This is a genomic window from Flavobacterium potami (assembly GCF_020026915.1).
Lineage (GTDB): Bacteria > Bacteroidota > Bacteroidia > Flavobacteriales > Flavobacteriaceae > Flavobacterium > Flavobacterium potami.
In genome coordinates this window covers 267,708-286,742 of sequence record NZ_JAINUY010000005.1, presented here as the reverse complement: position 1 = coordinate 286,742, position 19,035 = coordinate 267,708, and the positions used below count along the sequence as shown (strand labels likewise).

Sequence of the window (19,035 nt, the reverse complement as noted above, 5' to 3'; positions counted from 1 at the left end):
TACAATTTACTACATTTGGCAAATGAATTTACCAAAGAGATATAGTCTGATAGTGGTCACAGTTTTTGCTGTGACACTGTTTTTTGGGTGCGAAAGTAATTTTAAAGAAGTTCAGAAAATTAACTTCTCAGAGTTTGTTCCTGCAACCGATGCTGATACGGCTAATATTAAATATACAGATTCCGGACGTATTACAGGTGTTTTAATTGCCCGTAAAATGCTGGATTATTCAAATCTTGATTTTCCGTTTACAGAATTTCCAAAAGGAATCGATGTTACTTTATACGATAAAAAGCAAAAACGTACTTTTATAAAAGCAAATTATGCTATATCATACAAAAGTACTCAGGTTATTGATTTGATCGGAAAAGTAAAGATTACTTCAGAAGCGGGTCAGATTTTAGAAACAGAACAATTGTATTTTGACCAGAAAAACGAATGGTTTTATACAGAAAGAAAGTTTAAACTTACCGATACAAAAGGAGTTTCTTTTGGTCAGGGAATAGATTTTAGTAAAGATTTTAAAGTGATTCATTCACAGCGTGTAAACGGTGAGTTTGAGTCGTCAGATGAAAAATTATAGATTATGGGTTATTTAAAATATACACAATACATTTACATCCTTTTTGCAGTTTTTTTTATTTACGATGCTATAATTAAGATGAATGAAGGAGATGAAAGTTATCCCTTTTACTTTGTAATTGCAGGAATGGCTCTTTTTATGTTTTTCTTTAGACAAAGGTTTATTAATAAGCAGAACCGTAACAAAAAACAATAAAAATGGAAATTAGTATTATAATAATATGTTTAATACTAGCCGCTTTTTTTTCTGGGATGGAAATCGCCTTCGTTTCCTCCAATAAAATTTACCTTGAAATAGAAAAGAAACAAGACGATTTCTTGTCTCGTATCTTAACCAAACTTACCGAAAATCCGTCCAAATTTATTGCTGCAATGCTCATTGGAAACAATGTCGCTTTGGTAATTTATGGATTCTTTATGGGTGATCTGATTTTAAGTTGGATGACTAGTATTGGATTTGTTTTTTCTGAATGGTGGAATATTCTTATTCAGACATTGCTTGCCGCATTCATAGTTTTGTTGACTTCAGAGTTTTTTCCAAAAGTTTTTTTTCAGATTTATGCCAATTCGCTAATTAAAATTTTAGCGCTTCCGGCTTATTTGTTCTATCGTTTGTTTTATTACATCTCGACATTTTTTATCTGGATTGCAGATTATGTCCTAAGTAAATTCTTTAAGATAGAGGGAAATCAAATTCAGTTATTCAGCAGAATCGAACTTGGAAATTATATAACAGAGCAAATGAGTGCTGTTGAAGAAGATGAAGAGGTAGATTCTGAAATTCAGATTTTTCAAAATGCTTTGGAATTTTCAGCTGTTAAGGCACGTGACATCATGACTCCAAGAACAGAGATTGTCGATATTGATCTATTTGATACTGTTGACGATCTTAAGGAATTGTTTGTTGAGACAGGATATTCAAAAATCATCATAAGTCAAAACTCTTTAGATGATATTGTGGGTTATGTACATTCTTTTGATTTGTTTAAAAAACCCGGTACAATCAAATCTGTTTTGATGACGGTAGAATTTGTTCCCGAAACAATTCTGATCAAGGATGTTTTGAATTTGCTGATTAAAAAACGTAAAAATGTTGCCGTTGTTTTAGATGAATACGGAGGAACTTCAGGAATTATTACTATAGAGGATATTGTTGAAGAACTTTTCGGAGAAATTGAAGACGAACATGATTTGGACGAAGAATTAATAGAAGAAGAAATAGGAGAAGGTAAATACCTGTTCTCAACAAGACTAGATGTTGAGTATCTTAATGAGACTTATAAATTAATGATTCCAGAAGAAGATTCTTATGGTACTTTGGGAGGATTTATTGTCAATCATACAAAAGAAATCCCACAAAAGGGAGATAAAATTGTAATAGATAGGTATCATTTTTTTATAAAAGAGGCCTCAAATAAGAAAATAGAACTGGTTAAATTGACAATTAAAGATTGATTTTTTCGATTAATGAAAAAAAATGTGCAAAATAAAACGCTAGTTGTATTGTTATTAACTAGATAATTGTATTTTCGCAAACTGAATATAAAATTAACAACAATAAAAATGGCAGTTTTAGCAAAAATTAGACAGCGTTCCGCTTTATTGATAGGAGTTATTGCACTTGCGTTATTTGCATTTATAATCCAGGATCTTATCGGTAAAGGAACATTTAGTCAAAGTTCAAAAGATGTAGGAAGCATCGATGGAAAAGATATTTCATTTGAAGACTTTAGAATTAAAGTTAGTAATGTTGAAAAAAGTGGGCAAGGAATAACTTCCACTGAAGCTGCAAACAGAGTTTGGGATCAAGAAGTTTCAATCGCTTTATTGTCATCACAATTTGAAAAATTAGGATTGAGAGTAGGTGAAAAACACTTATTAGAAGTTTTAAAATCAGATCCAAATATTGGTAAAAACCCAATGTTCTTAAATGCAGCAGGAATTTTTGATGTAGTTAAATTTAAAGATTACTTCAAAACAAATCCAGAAGCAGCACAATATATTGCTGAGAAAGAAAAAGACGCAGAATTAAACGCAAAATTTCAAATCTATAGTACTTTAATTAAATCAGGACTTTACACAACTGCTAGTGAAGGAAAATTAAAGTATGAAATGGAAGCGAACAAAGTAAGTTTTGCATTTGCTGCAGCTCCTTATTCTTCTATTAAAGATAGCGAAGTAAAAATCTCTGACGATGAGATTGTAGCTTACATGAAGAAAAACGAGAAAAAATTCAAAGCAGATGCAACTCGTGAAATTCAATATGTTTTAGTTGAAGACAAACCTTCTAAAGAAGATGAAGCTGAAATTAAAAATAAATTAACGGCATTATTGTCAGGAAGTGTTGTTTACAATGCTAAAACTGGTAAAAATGATACATTGCCAGGATTTAGAAATGCTACAAACATTGCTGAATTTGTAAATGCAAATTCTGATGTTCCTTATGATTCTACTTACGTTCCTAAGAATGCGTTGCCTGCAATTGATGCTGATAAATTATTCAGTTTGCCTGCAGGAGCAATTTATGGTCCTTACATTTTTGGAAAATATTATGCTATCTCTAAATCTCAAGGATTCAAAGCTGGTGTTAACGCAAAAGCAAGTCATATCTTAATTGGTTACGAAGGATCTCAAACTCCAAACCAAAAAGAAAAAAGAACTAAAGAAGAGGCTAAAGCTAAAGCTGAGGAAATCTTAGCTCAGGTTCAAGCTAATCCAGATAGTTTTATGATGTTGGCTTTTACAAGTTCTGATGATTCATCTGCACAACAAGGTGGTGACTTAGGATATTTTGGTCCAAACCAAATGGTAAAACCATTCAATGATTTTGTATTCAGCAACGGAATTGGTAAAGTTGGTTTAGTAGAAACTCCTTTCGGGTTTCACGTAATCAAAATTACAGACAAACAAGACGGAATTCGTTTAGCTACAATCGCTCAAAAAATTGAGCCTTCTGAAGCTACTTCTGATAAAATATTTACTTTGGCAACTAAATTTGAAATGGATGCTGCAAACAAAGATTTCAATGCGGCTGCAAAAGAATTAGGTTTGAAAGTTGGTGCGCCAGTAAATGCTAAAGCTATGGATGAAGCTTTTGGACCATTAGGAAACCAACGTAACATCGTTAGATGGGCTTTTGATAAAGAAACTGGTACTGGAGACGTTAAGCGTTTTGAAATTGCAAATGTCGGACACGTTATTGCGCAATATAAAGGTGAAAACAAATCAGGTTTAGTGTCTGTTTCTATGGCAAGACCTTATGTTGAACCAATCTTGAAAAACAAGAAAAAAGCAGAACTTTTAAAAGCTAAAATGACAGGTTCAAATCTTGAAGCTATCGCTAAAGCTGCTGGAGTTGCTGTTCAACAAGCTACGGATTTAACTTTAGATAACCCAGTTTTACCTGGTGGAGTTGGTCAAGAACCTCAAGTAGTTGGAAATGCATTTGCTTTATCAGCAAATAAAGTTTCTGCTCCAATTGAAGGAAATACTGGAGTTTATGTTGTAAAAAATATTAAAACAGTTAAAGCTCCTGCAATTGCAAATCATGCTGCTTATGTTGAGAAAGTAAAAGCTCAAAGTGCAAATGATGCAAGTAGAGTATTACCAGCGTTGAAAAACAATGCGAAAATCGAAGACAACAGATTACAGTTCAATTACTAAGAATTAGTAATAAATCTATAAAAAACCCGAAACATTAAAATGTTTCGGGTTTTTCTTTTTTAATGAAATTGTATAATTCTATTTTGTAATATTATTTCGTTAATTTTTTGATAGTCTGTAGGTAAAGTAGAGATTTAATCTAAAAAATTTGTGATATTCAAATTATTACAGTTAATTTGTTCGATTTTCTCGTTTAACGGGATTTTTCGCTTTAAAAAAACCGACGAAATACATAAAAAAACAAATTGCTTTAATAATCAGATATTTAATGTTTTTTACTTTTAATTTTTTTAGAAAAAAGCCGAGAGTATATACCAATATAGAAACTCATATTTATGGGATTATTATTGAGCTTTTAAAAGTGAGCAGCACCGACATCAATGTAGATGAATTGGGTGGAAAATATTATTTAAGTAACGAAGAACAACACTTTAAGGTTACAATCCTTAGTAATGATTATGTAATCAGATTAACCAATACGCATGATTCTGTTGCAGAAAAATACGAAAAAACTTTTGTTGAAGATGTTTTAAAAGCTGTAAAAGAAGAAAAACATCGTAGAATGGAGCTGGTTTATGATTCTATAACAAACAGTATCGAAAAAATGGCAGAACGCTTGCATAACAGGCTGATAGAGTCAAATGAGCAAGATCAGTCGGTACGTCGTTTAAATATAAAACCAGCAAAAAAAAAGAGGGTTAATAATTTCTAATCCATTATTCTAAAATCATTTCCTGATAGCTTAAGATCGTTTCGTAACCTTTTTTAGCGAAATATTCCTTTGGGTTTTCATTAGAAACTACCATTACAAAATCGCCTCCCCAAGCGCCAAGACTTTTTATAACACCATTAAAATCAGGAAAAACGGCCTCTTTTATGGTCTGCATTTCTAGAATATTACTCAAATGAATTTCGTGTCGCTGAACTGAAGCAGCAAATTCTTTTAAAGTTTTGGCATTCAAAATAGCATGAGTAATTTTATCATTTTCTGCGACACTTTGTGCTAAATGACTATTCTTGTGATTGTTATATGCGTAGATGGCTGATTTACTGTTTTGTTTTTTGTTTAAATAAACGAAATAGATGTGATCTTTAAAATCAGGGTTAAATGTTACCTGTTCCACAAAATTATCTTTAATACGATACAAAACCGGAGTATTGTTTTGTGCACAAGCAATATCATATCCACTTCCTCCAAAGCTATTATTCAATAAGGTAAAAGCATTTATTTCTGCCCATTGTGCAATATTATTGATTAATGTAGAAGAAGTTCCAAGTCCCCAGTTTCGTGGGAAAGTTAAATGCGTACTGACTTTGTATCCTTTGGAGTTGTCAATAAATTTTGGATTTAAAATATAAGCTTCATGAAGAATGTTTACCAATGTTGATTTTACAGTATCAACTTGAGAATCGGAACCTTTTATTACTTCCTCAAAAGAAATGGTTTCTTCAAACCATAAATGTTGATCCAAATCATAACTTTTCCATTCGATTTCTTTGTTATCACGATCTTCAATAACTAAATCCTGACCAAATTTTGTTGGCAATGCAAATGCTTCTGCACCGTCTAAAACCAAATATTCTCCTGCGATAAAAAGTTTTCCGTTACTGTAAAAGGTTGTTGACATATTATTCTAAAATTTCAATTCCTAAAATTCCAAATCCCAACTTTGGAATTTAAAATATTGGAATCTATTTAATTTTATTTATTTTCTAAGGTTTTCAATAAATTCTACTACAGCGCTGTGAGAAACGGCTGTTTTTTTGAAATGCGTCTTAATTAAATGACGTTCTTCTTCAGTAGCTTCAAATTGATTGATGATGTTGTTTAGGTGCATTTTCATATGGCCTTCCTGAATTCCGGTTGTAGTCAGCGAACGCAATGCGGCAAAATTCTGTGCCAGGCCGGCAACGGCTACAATTTCCATTAATTCCTGTGCTGAAGGTTTTTCTAAAATATCTAAACATAGTTTAACTAAAGGATGTAGAGAAGTTAGTCCGCCCACGGTTCCTAGCGCTAAAGGTATTTCAAGCCAAAAAGTAAAAATTCCGTCTTCAATTTTAGCGTGAGATAAACTCGCATATTGACCATTTTTTGAAGCATAAGCATGAACGCCAGCCTCGATGGCTCTAAAATCATTTCCAGTTGCCAATACTACGGCATCAACACCGTTCATGATTCCTTTATTATGTGTAACCGCTCTAAAAGGTTCAACTTCTGCAATTTGAACTGCTTGAACGAAACGTTCTGCAAATACTTTTGGATCAGGAATATGTTTTTCTGTTAAATCTTCAATTGGACAAGAAACTTCTGCTCTAACTAAACAGTTTGGGACATAGTTAGACAAGATGCTCATTACAACCTCCAAAGTTTCTCCATTTTGGCATAAGTCAGAGTTTTGAGCTTCTTCTTTTAATGTCGATGCAAATTGTTCTAGACAAGAATTAATAAAGTTGGCGCCCATGCTGTCTTTTGTTTCAAAAGTGGCATGAAGCTGATAATAATTCTCTAATAAGCTTCTTTTGTCTTTCAGTTTGATATCCAAAATTCCGCCTCCACGCTGCTGCATGTTTTTGGTAATATTTTGGGTTTCTGAAAAGAATTTAGGTTTTATTTCGTCAAAAAAAGTTTTTAGTTTTTCTGCATCTCCACTGTAATTGAAATGCACTTGCCCAATTTTTTCGGTATTGATGATTGTTGTTTTAAAACCACCTCGTGTAGACCAATATTTGGCTGCTTTTGAAGCTGCGGCAACAACAGAACTCTCTTCAATTGCCATCGGAATCGTTTTGTATTTTCCGTTGATTAAAAAGTTTGGTGCAACTCCAAGAGGTATATAGAGGTTTGTAATGGTGTTTTCGATAAATTCATCATGAAGCTGCTGAAGCTTTTCGTCTGAATTCCAGTAATTTCTTATAATATTTTGCGCCTCTTCGGGGTTAGAAAAATATTCATTTGCAATCCAGTTGATTTTTTCTTTTTTGGATAATTTAGAAAATCCAGCAACAGCGTTGTTCATTCTCAGTATTTTAAATAATAATGTTGTGGCAAATATACCATTTTAAGAGATTTCTTTAAAATCTATTTTGAAAAGAGTAAGTGCGCAATCGTTATTTTTTTTAACATTTAACACTTAAAATGTGTATTATGTTTATTTTTTTTACTAAAATTGGGCTCTTTTTTATATTTAAATTAATTGTAATGAATACAAGTAAAATTACTGTAATACTTTTATTTCTAGTTGCGACTGTCTTTGGTCAACAAAAAATCACTATCGAAAATATTTACGGCGGGGCATTTCGAGCAAAAGGAATGGATGAATTGCAATCTTTGAAAAATACAGACCAATATACTGTATTGAATGTTGATAGAGCAAGCAGAAGTATGCAGATCGATTTATATGATTTTGCAACTTTAAAAAAGGTTTCTAATTTAATTGATACAAAAAATCATTCAGAATTAGCGCAAGGTATTGATAGTTATACTTTTGATGCATCAGAAAAGAAAATCTTAATTGCTTGCAATACGAATCAGATTTTCCGTCACTCGTTTACAGCTGATTATTATTTATATGATATTGCTTCTAAATCGCTAACTAAACTTTTTGATTTTCAGGTTCAAGAGCCAACGTTCTCACCAGATGGATCTAAAATTGCTTACGCTAGAGAAAATAACTTATATGTGTATGATGTAGCTTCAAAAAAATCTACTCCAATTACTACAGATGGAAAAAAGAATGCAGTAATTAATGGTATTACGGATTGGGTTTATGAAGAAGAATTTGCTTTTGTTCGCGCATTTGACTGGAGTAAAGACAGTAAAAAAGTAGCTTATATTCGTTTTGATGAAAGTCAGGTTCCTGAGTTTTCAATGTCAATGTTTCACAAAGATTTATATCCAACAATTGAGACTTTTAAATATCCAAAAGCAGGAGAAAAAAACTCAGAAGTTTCTTTACATATATACGATGTAGCGGCTGGAGCAACTAAAAAAGTAGATTTAGGAAAATATAACGATTTCTACATTGCAAGATTACAATGGACTAATGATGCAAATGTACTTTCTGCACAAGTTTTAAATCGTCACCAAGACAACTTAGATTTATTGTTTGTTGATGGAAATACTGCAGCTGCAAAAGTGGTTTTGAACGAGAAAGACAAAGCTTATGTTGATGTTACTGATAATTTGACTTTCTTAAAAGATAACAGCTTTATCTGGACAAGTGAAAAAGATGGTTTCAATCATATTTACTTGTATGATAAAACAGGAAAACTTAAAAATCAGGTTACAAAAGGAAACTGGGAAGTTGTTTCTTACTACGGTTTCGACGAAAAAACAAAGACTATTTTCTACCAATCTACAGAAAATGGTTCTATCAACAGAGATATTTACAGGGTTGGTTTAGACGGAAAAAACAAAACTCGTTTAACTAAAAAAATAGGAACAAGTGCGGCAACTTTCAGTCCGAACTTCCAATATTTTATCACTACTTTCTCAAGTAATTTAGTGCCTACGACTTATACTTTAAATGAGTCAAAAACAGGAAAAGAAATTCAGGTTATCGAAAACAATCAAGCTCTTGCTGATAAATTAAAAGCATATAACTTGCCTGCAAAAGAATTTATTGTTTTAAAAACAGCAAAAGGAAACGAATTAAACGCTTGGATTTTAAAGCCGAAAGATTTTGATCCTTCGAAAAAATATCCTGTTTTTATGTACCAATATTCTGGTCCAGGATCTCAACAAGTAAATAACGATTGGAATAATTCAGACGATTATTGGTTTTTATCGCTAACACAACAAGGTTATATTGTAGCTTGTGTTGACGGAAGAGGAACTGGTTTTAAAGGAGCAGATTTCAAAAAAGTGACTCAAAAAGAATTAGGGAAATACGAAGTAGAAGATCAAATCGATGCTGCTAAAGTAATTGGTTCTTATCCTTATGTTGATCCTGCAAGAATTGGAATTTTCGGATGGAGTTATGGAGGATTTATGGCTTCAAACTGTATTTTCCAAGGAAATGATGTTTTCAAAATGGCAATTGCGGTGGCTCCTGTAACAAATTGGAGATTTTATGACAGTGTTTACACAGAAAGATACATGCAGACTCCACAAGAAAATGCAAGCGGATACGATCAAAACTCACCAATTAACCACGTTGATAAATTAAAAGGTAAATTTTTATTGATTCACGGTTCAGGAGATGATAACGTTCACGTTCAGAATTCAATGCAAATGATGGAAGCTTTAATTCAGGCTAATAAACAATTTGATTCTCAAATCTATCCAGATAAAAATCATGGTATTTACGGTGGAGCAACAAGAATCCAGCTGTACAATAAAATGACAAACTTTATCAAAGAAAATTTATAATCTAAATCTTTTAAACTTAATTAAATAAGCGAATAATATGGGAGAAACTCAAGTAAAAACTGCGCATCCAAAAGGACTTTGGGTATTGTTTGGAACGGAGATGTGGGAGAGGTTCAATTTTTATGGAATGCGAGCTTTATTGACTTTATTTCTTGTGAATTCATTATTAATGAAAGAAGAAGAAGCGTCATTAATTTATGGAGGTTTCTTGGGACTTTGTTATTTAACACCGATGCTTGGAGGTTTTATTGCTGACAGGTATTTTGGAAATAGAAATTGTATTTTACTTGGAGGATTAATGATGGCTATAGGTCAGCTGTTGTTATTTACCAGTGGAAGTATTTTTGAAGAAAATCTTCCTTTGGCAAAAACTATTATGTACACTGGTCTAGGGATTATTGTTTTTGGTAATGGTTTCTTTAAACCAAATATTTCAAGTATGGTTGGAAGTTTGTATCCAAAACAAGAGAAAACAAAATTGGATACTGCTTTTACTATTTTCTACATGGGAATTAATTTAGGGGCTTTCTTAGGCCAGTATATTTGTCCGATGTTGGGAGATGTTAAAGATACTGGAGGAATAAGAGATATTTATGCTTTTAGATGGGGATTTTTAGCAGCTTCAATGGCAATGCTGATAGGTACAGTTTTATTTTATTTTCTGAAAAATAAATATGTAGTTTCTCCAGAAGGAAGGCCTTTAGGTGGTTTGCCATCAAAAAATGTTGCAGCAGATTTTGAAGAAGGAGAGGCTCAACAAGCCAATTTTTCTAGTAAGGCTTTAATTGGTGCGGGAATTGCATTTTTGGTTTTAGGTGCTATAATTCATTTTGTTTTTAAGCAAAATTTAATTTATACCTTAATTTATTCAAGCGGTTTGTCGCTTGCTGGATTGATTATTTCAGATTCTTCTTTAACGAAAATCGAACGAGACAGAATTATTGTAATTTATATCGTGTCATTCTTTATTATTTTCTTTTGGGCAGCATTTGAACAAGCAGGATCTTCATTGACATTTATTGCAGATAATCAAACCGATAGAAATTTCTTCGGTTTTCAGATGCCGGCTTCAATGGTTCAAATATTTAACGGATTATTTGTCGTGGCTTTAGCTGTTCCTTTTAGTGTTATTTGGGATACACTTAGAGCTAAAGGTAAAGAACCAATTTCTCCGTTTAAATTGGCAATTGGATTAGTGGTTATCTCGGTAAGTTTCTTTATGATTGCAACACAGGTTTCTTATTTAGGAACTTCAGGCTTACTAGCTATTAAATGGTTGATTCTATTGTATTTCTTAAATACTTGCGCAGAGTTGTGTTTGTCTCCAATCGGATTGTCATTGGTGGGTAAATTATCTCCGAAACGTTTTGCGTCTTTATTGTACGGAGTTTTCTTTTTGTCTAATGCATCTGGTTATGCTTTAGGGGGAACATTAGGGGCAATATTACCGGCGACTGGAGATAAATTTGCAAAAGCAAAAGAATTAGGAATCGATCTTCAAGCAATTTTAGATAAAACAATAACTCCTACTGCTGAGCAATTGGCTCTTTTAGATAAACACCAAATTAGCGCAGCAAATCACTTTTTTGCTGGGTTTGAAATTCACAACCTTTATGAGTTCTTCATGGTGTTTGTAGTACTTACTGGTATCGCGGCAATTATACTATTTGCTCTGACTCCATTTCTGAAAAAAATGATGCACGGTGTTCGCTAGAATATATAAGCTAAATATACTTGCCTATCCAATTGATTTGGATAGGTATTTTTTTTAACTATAAGTCTGTTTTTTATGTGGAAGAATCATCCAAAAGCATTGTCTTTTTTGTTCTTATCAGAAATGTGGGAGCGTTTTGGTTATTATTTAATGATCGGTATTTTTACGCTTTATCTAAAAGATGTTGAAACCGGTTTTGCCATGACAGAAAAAGAAGCTTCTGATTTATATGGTACTTTTATTGCTCTTGTGTTTTTTACTCCTTTTATTGGAGGATTGGTTGCAGATCGATATATAGGCTATAAGAAATCTATAGTTCTGGGTGGATTGATGATGAGTGTAGGTTATTTTCTTATGGGAGTTCATAATTTGACGGTGTTATATATTGCAATGACACTGGTAATTGTAGGGAACGGATTTTTTAAACCGAATATTTCAACTCTCTTAGGTAATTTTTACGACGAAGAAAAATACAAGGAAAAGAAAGACGAAGGGTACAATATTTTTTACATGGGAATTAATATTGGAGGTTTTGTCTGTAACTTCTTTGGAGCGGCTTTGCAAATTCTTTTAGGATGGCATTACGCTTTTATGGCGGCAGGACTGGGAATGTTTATTGGTGTAATTGTTTTTCTGTTGGGAACTAAACACTATGGAAACAAAACGGAAAAGAAAGGAATTCAGGAAGGAGATATGCCATTCTCTAAAATTGTGTTGTACATTCTTGTTCCTTCTATTGTTTTTGGAATAATTGGATGGTTGATAAAAGGTGTGCAGTCTGATATCAATTTAGATAGTTCGATTTTTGGTTCTGACAGTACAGATGCCTTTATTTTTGCCTGTATTCCTGTAGTTTATTTTTACGGAAGTTTATACTTTAAAGCCAAAATAGAAGAAAAAAGACAAATAGGAGCTTTGCTTTCTATTTTTGCCGTTGTAATTTTGTTTTGGGCGGTTTTTAAATTGAATGGTTCTGCTTTGACTACCTGGGCAGATCGATATACAGACAGAGAAATTACCGGTACAACACAAACCGTTTTTAATAGTTTGAAACTGGCAAAAGAAGTAGAGTATAAGCAAGAATCGACGGTATTGTATGATGATGCCTTCAGGTTGCAAAAAAAGAATGGAGAAGTTGTTAAAACAGTAGACTATCCGGTTTATTTTAGAAATGTTTCCGCTGATAAAAAACCTGAGGAAGGTTCAAAAATTTCAATATGGGCTACTAATTTAAGTCAGTCTATAAATCCTGGATGGGTGATTATTCTTACGCCTTTAGTCGTGGCATTTTTTACTTTTTTAAGAAGTAGAAAAAAAGAACCAAGCACGCCAACCAAAATTGCATTTGGACTTTTGATTTCGACATTATCTGTATTAATCATGATTGCTGCAGTTCATGTTGGAGGAAATGGCTCTGAAAAAGTTTCAGTTTGGTGGCTGGTGGCAAATTATGGAGTCATTACAATTGGAGAATTGTTTTTAAGTCCAATGGGATTGTCTATTGTATCAAAGCTGTCGCCTAAAAACATTACAGCATTAATGATGGGTGGCTGGTTTTTGTCAACATCTATCGGAAATAAATTAAGTGGTGTTTTAGCAAGTATGTGGGATCAATACGATCATAAAGCAAACTTTTTTTGGGTTAATTTTGCCTTATTGCTTTTTGCGACGGTATTAATGTTTGCCTTGGTTAAAAAATTAAATAAAGTGATGAAAGATCACGGGATCAATTAGAATATGGAAAGAGAAATTACAATTGAAGAAATTCAAAATTTTGAAGGCAAGTACCCAAAGCAATTATGGTACTTGTTTTTTGTTGAAATGTGGGAGCGTTTCTGTTTTTACGGAATGCGAGGCGTACTTACAATTTTTATGGTAGATCAGCTTTTTTTGAAAGAGGATCATGCTAATTTACAATACGGAGCTATTCAGGCTTTTGTTTATGCTTTTACTTTCATTGGAGGTATTTTTGCAGATAAGGTTTTAGGTTTTAAAAAGTCTTTATTCTTTGGTGCGATTGTAATGATTCTTGGAAATCTTTTAATCGCAGTTGCTCCTCATGATTTATTTTATTACGGAATTGCTTTTTCAATCATTGGAACAGGTTTTTTTAAGCCAAATGTTTCTTCAATGGTTGGAGAGTTGTATAAAGAAGATGATGGAAGAAGAGATGCTGGTTATGGAATGTTTTATGCTGGAATAAACGTTGGAGGACTTCTTGGAGGTGCTTTATGTGTTTATTTAGGGAAATATTACTCTTGGCAATTATGTTTCTTGTCTGCAGCAATTGTAATGTTTTTAGGATTGGTCACTTTTATAATGACTAAAAAATATTTAGGACCAATTGGAGATTCTCCATTATTGAATTTGGATTCAAGTAAAAGAAAAGTGCGCGAAATTGCAGTATACGGACTTTCTCTTTTAAGTATTCCTCTTATTTATGTCATGGTTAAAAATACTGACTATACAGATTATTTTATGTATACGATTGGTATCGTGGCTGTTTTGTATTTTGCTTATGAATTGTATAAATTAGGAGATGTGAAACTACAAAAGAAGCTTTTTGCAGCATTCTTATTTGTGTTTTTCTATCTTTTGTTTAATGCTATTTACGAACAGAGTGGAGGATCATTATCGCTTTTTGCAAAAGACAATTTGGATAACAAATTGTTGTTTTTTAATATTGATCCAAACATTATCAACAATAGTTCGAACACCTTCTTTGTGGTTGTTTTAAGTCCGTTGATTGGTTTATTATGGATTTGGATGGGAAAAAGAAAAATTGAACCAAACACATTAATCAAATTTGGAATTGGATTTTTGTTTTTAGCGGCATCTTTTTATATTTTCTATTTAACGAGATTTTTTGCAAATACTCAAGGAATTGCATCTTTAAATGTATTTACCTTTGCTTATTTAGTTACAACAATTGGAGAGCTTTGTTTAGGGCCAATTGGGATGTCAATTATTACCAAACTATCTCCGAAACGATTATTTGGAATGATGATGGGATTGTGGTTTTTAGCAGCAGCTTTTGGTCAATTGTTTGCTGGAAAATTAGGAGCTGAGATTTCGAGATCAAATACAGGAGATACCTTATTGTCTAAATTACAATCTTATACAGAAGGATATTACCAATTAGCTATTTACTCTCTTATTGCTGGAGTTATTTTGATTGTCATTTCGCCAATCATTAAAAAATTAATGCAAGAAGTTAAATAATTATATTGTAATTAGTTTTTACATAAATTTGCTAAAAATTTCTCCCAAATGAAAAAAATAGTATTTATTGCTTTGTTTTTAATTAGCGCAATGAATCTTCAGGCGCAAGAATTGAAATGGTACACAGATGTTACCGAGGCGATTACGATAAGTAATAAAGAACAGAAACCAATGTTAATGTTCTTTACAGGAAGTGATTGGTGCGGATGGTGTATTCGTTTGCAAAATGAAGTTCTAAAAACAGAGGAATTTAAAAAATGGGCAGCGACAAATGTGGTTTTAGTAGAACTAGATTACCCACGAGCTGTTGCTCAAACGCCAGAACTTAAAAATCAGAACAATCAACTGCAGCAAGCTTTTGGTATTCAGGGTTTTCCAACTATTTTCTTCACCAGTGCAGAAACAAAAGATGGAAGGGTTAATTTTAAAGGTCTTGGTAAAACAGGATATGTTGCCGGTGGACCATCTGCATGGTTGACGGTGGCAGAAGAAATTGTACATCCGAAAAAATCTTAAATTAGATCTTAAAAAATAGACAAAAGCCTCTCACAATATGTGAGAGGCTTTTTTTGTTGGTAAGAATTTTTTTAGCTTTTTATGGCTAATTTATGATTTTTATATTTTATTGTTAGTAAAAAAACATATAATGTATTTTTTGTGCTAATAAAAATTGGATAATTAAAATATAATGTTAATTTCGTTTCGCTAATCTAACCAAAACCAATTCATATGACCAAAAAACTACTCCTACTGTTTTTTTTGGGTTCATTTTTTATGCAAGCGCAAACTTTAGCATGGCGAACTAACATGACAGACGCAATTGCAATAAGTAATGAACAAAGAAAACCAATGTTGATTTTATTCACTGCCTCAGGTGTACCAGAAAATCTTCAAAACGAAATTTTTAAAACTCCTGATTTTGCTGTATGGTCGCGTGATAACGTGGTCTTAGTAAAATTAGATTTGTCAGACATTAACGCTTCTGATAGTGATCGCGAACAAAATGTAAAGTTGAAAAATGCATTTGGTGTTGAAGATCTGCCAGAAGTTTGCTTCGCAATGGCATCAGTGAGAAAAAACAAAACAACATTCAGTGCCCTAGGAAAAATCGCCTATAAACCTGGTGGGGCAAAAGCCTGGATAGCAGAATCGAATACGATTTTACATCCGCCTGAATAAAAATTTTCATTTCAACTTTTATTTTAATTTTTTTTTGATACCTCCCGGTTTAACTTGGAGGTATTTTTTTTTATCGGAAAAATGCAGAGCAGAGAATTTGATTTTTTATTCGATTTTTTTTTAAACAATCATTAAAATATTATGAGTTTATTGTTAATGTGATTTTAATTATTAAATGAACATTTTTAATTAGTTAAATTATTAGTTTGATTTAGTTTTTATATTATTTTAGTTGCATTAACTTAACCAAAACCCAAATTTTATGTTCCGAAAACTACTAATTTTAACCCTCTTTTTGAGCTCGCTTTTGGCAAACGCTCAAGGTTTAATTTGGCGAACTGATATTAATGATGCTGTTACTGTAAGTTCAGAACAAAGAAAACCATTGTTTATTTTTTTCACAGGTCAAGGTGTTGGACAGAAATTTCAAAATGAAATTTTTGCTACCCGTGACTTTGAAGACTGGGCTCGTAAAAATGTTGTTCTTGTAAAACTTGATCTTTCTGATCCGACAGTTTCTGAAGTAATAAAAGAACAGACACTGCGATTAAAAAATGCTTTTGGAGTTGAAAGAATTCCACAAGTCTGTATTACTGAAGTATATCTGAGGAAAGGTAAAACCAGTTTTAATAAATTGGGTTTAATGTCGGATAATTTAAGTGGAATCAAATCTTGGATATCTGAATGCAATTCGATTATGTATAAAGAATAGAAATTACAATTTAAAATATCCCTTTTCTTTCGTTGAATGAAAAGGGATATTTTTTTTCAAACAACTTTCTTTCCAATATTTTTGAATGGAGTAGGAATTTGATCCGTCTGCAATTATCAGTTTTGGATGAATATCTTTTAGTAATCTGTCTAAATTTATTTTGGGTGATTGACTTAGCATCAAAATGTCTGGTGATAAATTGGATGGGTAAACCCCAGAACTATCTATTAGAAGTATTTTGGTGTTTTTAAAATACATCAGATTTTTTATTGGCATAACTTTACTTAAAGAAATTGAATTTCCAACCAGATACGAACTTATAGCCCTATTATTCTGATTTTTTGCGAATACCGTATCTCTCGAATAAACTATAATATGCTTTCCGATGCGTTCAGAAATCAACGTATTGTCTTTTTCATTATAAATGATGAATTCTTTTTCTCTTTCGCTCTGAATTTTAGTTAGAATAAAAGAAAGCTGTACTAAAATTAGCGAGCATAAAACCAATATTGACTTTGTATAATTTGGTTTTTTGAGCCAGATAATTGTTCCCGTTATTAAAACATAAAAGGTTATTAAGTAATAAAAATTAAAACTGATATTTCGAATAACAAATGAATCTACAGAAGCGACGACATGTATCATTAAATTTAAAAGATAAATGCTTTTCTCGAAAATCATTGTTATGAACAAAGGAGGGTTTGTAAAAATGGCAATTAACATTACGACTATTCCAGCTATCATTATAAATGATAAAACTGGAAGAATAATGATGTTGGTAACAAAAAATAAACCTGGGAACTGATGGAAATAATAAAGGCACAAAGGCAAAGTTCCAATTTGTGCGGCAAATGAAACGGTCAGTGCTTCCCAAACATAGCGGATTAGTTTGTTTCTCGGATTGTAAATGTTCTTTAAAAGAGGGTGCAACCAGAGAATAAAAAACAATGCCAAATAACTTAATTGAAACCCAACATCAAATAAAAAGTAGGGTTCAAACAATAAAATTAAAAGAATGGAGATCAATAAAGTGTGATAAATATTGCCATTTCTTCTTAAATGATTTCCAATTGCAATAAAAGAAAACATAACAACAGATCGCAAAACGGATGGCGATAGGCCTGAAATAATAGCAAATCCGGCTAAAGAAATTAATATTGAAACAAGTTTTAAAAATGAACCTTTTTTAGTATTCGGAATGGGTTTTAGAATAAAAGTGATAAACAACATTATAAAGCCAACATGCAGACCCGAAACCGATAAAATATGTGTTGCTCCAGAATATTGATAATCCTGAATAATATCCTGTGAAATTTCTTGTTGCTGTACTAAAATCAGTGCAAGGGCAACATTCATTTCTTCTTTGCTGAATTTTGATTTTTCCAGATTTGAAATAATTCTAGAATGCAATTTGGCGCAATAATACCAAATGTCTTTTGTAATGGTTTTGCTAACTAATATTTCTTTTTTCTGGCAATAAATTTGGGCATAAATCTGTTTATCGGCCAAATATTTACTGTAATCAAATTGGTTAGGGTTTTTGCTAGATTGATTGCGTTGTAAAACAGTTTTGATTTTTATAGTATTCCCATTTATTAAATGGTTTGCACTGCTGTCTTTTTGAATGTTTACGATTATTTTGCCAGCATAACGCTTGCCGGAAATAGATTTAATATGACCAATAAAACGATCGCTGTAATCATTACCTTTTAGTTTTTCTCTTAAAATTAAAATGATATTCTGCTTCTTTTCAAATGCAGATTTACAATGCGTATAATTGGTTTTTTGAAGATTTTCGGTATGACTTATTAAGGTTAGAAAGCCAATAAAATAGGCAAGTAAATAAACTGAAATTCCAAATGGAATATATTTTCTGTGATGCTTTAAATTCCAGAAATAAGAAAAGGAGAATGAAACTAATACAAACAACAACAACAACAGTATTATTGTCCATAAGGGAAAATCGGTGTAATAAGAAGTAATTATACCAAGAATAAACGCAACTGTAATTTTAACTAACGGAAAATCTAATACTTTCATGGCTTAAAAGTATTAAATATTTGTAAGAAAAATAATAAAAAAATAATTTGCTAGGGAAGAATTCGATTTACCTGTTCGAAAGCATTTTTATAATAAGTTTCTTTGGTAGAAGAAATAATAACACCTTTGGAAGTAGAAGAATGAACAAATTTTATTTCATCAGAATTGACCTCTGTTATGAGTCCTACATGATTAATTTGCCTGCTTTTATTGGTTTTAAAGAAAATCAAATCACCTTTTCGGGCATCGTTTAACGGAATAACTTTCCCAATTTTTGCCTGATCGTAAGAACTTCTTGGAAGCGTGATGTTTTCGCTTTCAAAAGTGGTGTAAACGAGTCCAGAACAGTCAAAACCACTTTTTGTAGTTCCTCCAGCTTTGTAGCGCACCCCAATGTTATCGGTTGCTTTTTCGATAAGATTGTTAACTAGAGCTTTATTTTCTCTTTTAGATTCGTTTTTTGTGCTGCTTTTTGATACCGCTGTTGAAGTCGATTTACAAGAAGTAAAAGCAATTGCCAAAAGCAGAAAAAGGATTATTCTTTTCAAA

The 19,035-nt window shown here is 32.1% G+C and carries 15 protein-coding genes; 11 read left to right on the top strand and 4 right to left on the bottom strand.

Translation table 11 applies throughout. The features are described 5' to 3' along the window. Positions 1-22: 22 nt before the first annotated feature. The 4 genes from lptC to K6T82_RS16080 all read left to right on the top strand — a co-directional run bounded on the left by lptC (position 23) and on the right by K6T82_RS16080 (position 4,957). Entirely contained in the window at positions 23-583 is a 561-nt protein-coding gene (gene lptC / locus K6T82_RS16095) for an LPS export ABC transporter periplasmic protein LptC (RefSeq protein WP_223707571.1), read from the top strand. A gap of 197 nt (positions 584-780) precedes the next feature. Beyond that, positions 781-2,037: a hemolysin family protein gene (locus K6T82_RS16090; protein WP_223707569.1), complete on the top strand. Its 1,257-nt coding sequence runs from the start codon at positions 781-783 to the stop codon at positions 2,035-2,037. Between the two features lie 108 nt (positions 2,038-2,145). Next, positions 2,146-4,245 (top strand): peptidylprolyl isomerase, encoded by a 2,100-nt coding sequence (locus tag K6T82_RS16085; protein WP_223707567.1) that lies wholly within the window; start codon positions 2,146-2,148, stop codon positions 4,243-4,245. Positions 4,246-4,513: 268 nt separating this feature from the next. Then, entirely contained in the window at positions 4,514-4,957 is a 444-nt protein-coding gene (locus tag K6T82_RS16080; protein ID WP_223707565.1) for a hypothetical protein, read from the top strand. Between the two features lie 4 nt (positions 4,958-4,961). Here the strand turns inward: K6T82_RS16080 and K6T82_RS16075 are convergent, their stop codons facing one another. Further along, complete coding sequence (locus K6T82_RS16075; protein WP_223707563.1) at positions 4,962-5,873, bottom strand: GYDIA family GHMP kinase; 912 nt, start codon at positions 5,871-5,873, stop codon at positions 4,962-4,964. 78 nt (positions 5,874-5,951) lie between these two features. Then, positions 5,952-7,265 carry a hydroxymethylglutaryl-CoA reductase, degradative gene (locus K6T82_RS16070; RefSeq protein WP_223707560.1) on the bottom strand — a complete coding sequence of 438 codons (1,314 nt, stop codon included), beginning with the start codon at positions 7,263-7,265 and terminating at the stop codon, positions 5,952-5,954. A 182-nt stretch (positions 7,266-7,447) separates the two neighbouring features. Between K6T82_RS16070 and K6T82_RS16065 the strand changes: the two genes are divergently transcribed. The 7 genes from K6T82_RS16065 (at position 7,448) to K6T82_RS16035 (ending at position 16,446) form a co-directional block, all read left to right on the top strand. Then, on the top strand, positions 7,448-9,619 hold the full coding sequence (locus tag K6T82_RS16065; protein WP_223707558.1) for a S9 family peptidase: 2,172 nt from the start codon (positions 7,448-7,450) through the stop codon (positions 9,617-9,619). A gap of 37 nt (positions 9,620-9,656) precedes the next feature. Next, entirely contained in the window at positions 9,657-11,333 is a 1,677-nt protein-coding gene (locus tag K6T82_RS16060) for a peptide MFS transporter (protein WP_223707556.1), read from the top strand. A 75-nt stretch (positions 11,334-11,408) separates the two neighbouring features. Beyond that, positions 11,409-13,067 (top strand): peptide MFS transporter, encoded by a 1,659-nt coding sequence (locus tag K6T82_RS16055; protein ID WP_223707554.1) that lies wholly within the window; start codon positions 11,409-11,411, stop codon positions 13,065-13,067. 3 nt (positions 13,068-13,070) lie between these two features. Further along, positions 13,071-14,555 (top strand): peptide MFS transporter, encoded by a 1,485-nt coding sequence (locus tag K6T82_RS16050; protein ID WP_223707551.1) that lies wholly within the window; start codon positions 13,071-13,073, stop codon positions 14,553-14,555. A 48-nt stretch (positions 14,556-14,603) separates the two neighbouring features. Then, positions 14,604-15,071 (top strand): thioredoxin family protein, encoded by a 468-nt coding sequence (locus K6T82_RS16045; protein WP_223707549.1) that lies wholly within the window; start codon positions 14,604-14,606, stop codon positions 15,069-15,071. Between the two features lie 213 nt (positions 15,072-15,284). Beyond that, on the top strand, positions 15,285-15,734 hold the full coding sequence (locus K6T82_RS16040) for a thioredoxin domain-containing protein (protein WP_223707547.1): 450 nt from the start codon (positions 15,285-15,287) through the stop codon (positions 15,732-15,734). A gap of 262 nt (positions 15,735-15,996) precedes the next feature. Further along, positions 15,997-16,446, top strand: a complete 450-nt coding sequence (locus K6T82_RS16035; protein ID WP_223707545.1) for a thioredoxin family protein — start codon at positions 15,997-15,999, stop codon at positions 16,444-16,446. A 3-nt stretch (positions 16,447-16,449) separates the two neighbouring features. Here K6T82_RS16035 and K6T82_RS16030 read toward each other — a convergent pair whose 3' ends face one another. Beyond that, a complete protein-coding gene (locus K6T82_RS16030) occupies positions 16,450-18,486 on the bottom strand; it encodes a ComEC/Rec2 family competence protein (protein ID WP_223707543.1) in 2,037 nt (678 codons plus the stop codon). Positions 18,487-18,536: 50 nt separating this feature from the next. Next, the gene (locus tag K6T82_RS16025; RefSeq protein WP_223707541.1) at positions 18,537-19,034 is read right to left on the bottom strand and encodes a C40 family peptidase; all 498 of its coding nucleotides are present in this window, start codon (positions 19,032-19,034) and stop codon (positions 18,537-18,539) included. Position 19,035: the final 1 nt, after the last annotated feature.

Coding starts and splice junctions, on each gene's coding strand:
- lptC (WP_223707571.1), top strand. CDS start 23: ATGAATTTACCAAAGAGATATAGTCTGATAGTGGTCACAGTTTTTGCT.
- K6T82_RS16090 (WP_223707569.1), top strand. CDS start 781: ATGGAAATTAGTATTATAATAATATGTTTAATACTAGCCGCTTTTTTT.
- K6T82_RS16085 (WP_223707567.1), top strand. CDS start 2,146: ATGGCAGTTTTAGCAAAAATTAGACAGCGTTCCGCTTTATTGATAGGA.
- K6T82_RS16080 (WP_223707565.1), top strand. CDS start 4,514: ATGTTTTTTACTTTTAATTTTTTTAGAAAAAAGCCGAGAGTATATACC.
- K6T82_RS16075 (WP_223707563.1), bottom strand. CDS start 5,873: ATGTCAACAACCTTTTACAGTAACGGAAAACTTTTTATCGCAGGAGAA.
- K6T82_RS16070 (WP_223707560.1), bottom strand. CDS start 7,265: ATGAACAACGCTGTTGCTGGATTTTCTAAATTATCCAAAAAAGAAAAA.
- K6T82_RS16065 (WP_223707558.1), top strand. CDS start 7,448: ATGAATACAAGTAAAATTACTGTAATACTTTTATTTCTAGTTGCGACT.
- K6T82_RS16060 (WP_223707556.1), top strand. CDS start 9,657: ATGGGAGAAACTCAAGTAAAAACTGCGCATCCAAAAGGACTTTGGGTA.
- K6T82_RS16055 (WP_223707554.1), top strand. CDS start 11,409: ATGTGGAAGAATCATCCAAAAGCATTGTCTTTTTTGTTCTTATCAGAA.
- K6T82_RS16050 (WP_223707551.1), top strand. CDS start 13,071: ATGGAAAGAGAAATTACAATTGAAGAAATTCAAAATTTTGAAGGCAAG.
- K6T82_RS16045 (WP_223707549.1), top strand. CDS start 14,604: ATGAAAAAAATAGTATTTATTGCTTTGTTTTTAATTAGCGCAATGAAT.
- K6T82_RS16040 (WP_223707547.1), top strand. CDS start 15,285: ATGACCAAAAAACTACTCCTACTGTTTTTTTTGGGTTCATTTTTTATG.
- K6T82_RS16035 (WP_223707545.1), top strand. CDS start 15,997: ATGTTCCGAAAACTACTAATTTTAACCCTCTTTTTGAGCTCGCTTTTG.
- K6T82_RS16030 (WP_223707543.1), bottom strand. CDS start 18,486: ATGAAAGTATTAGATTTTCCGTTAGTTAAAATTACAGTTGCGTTTATT.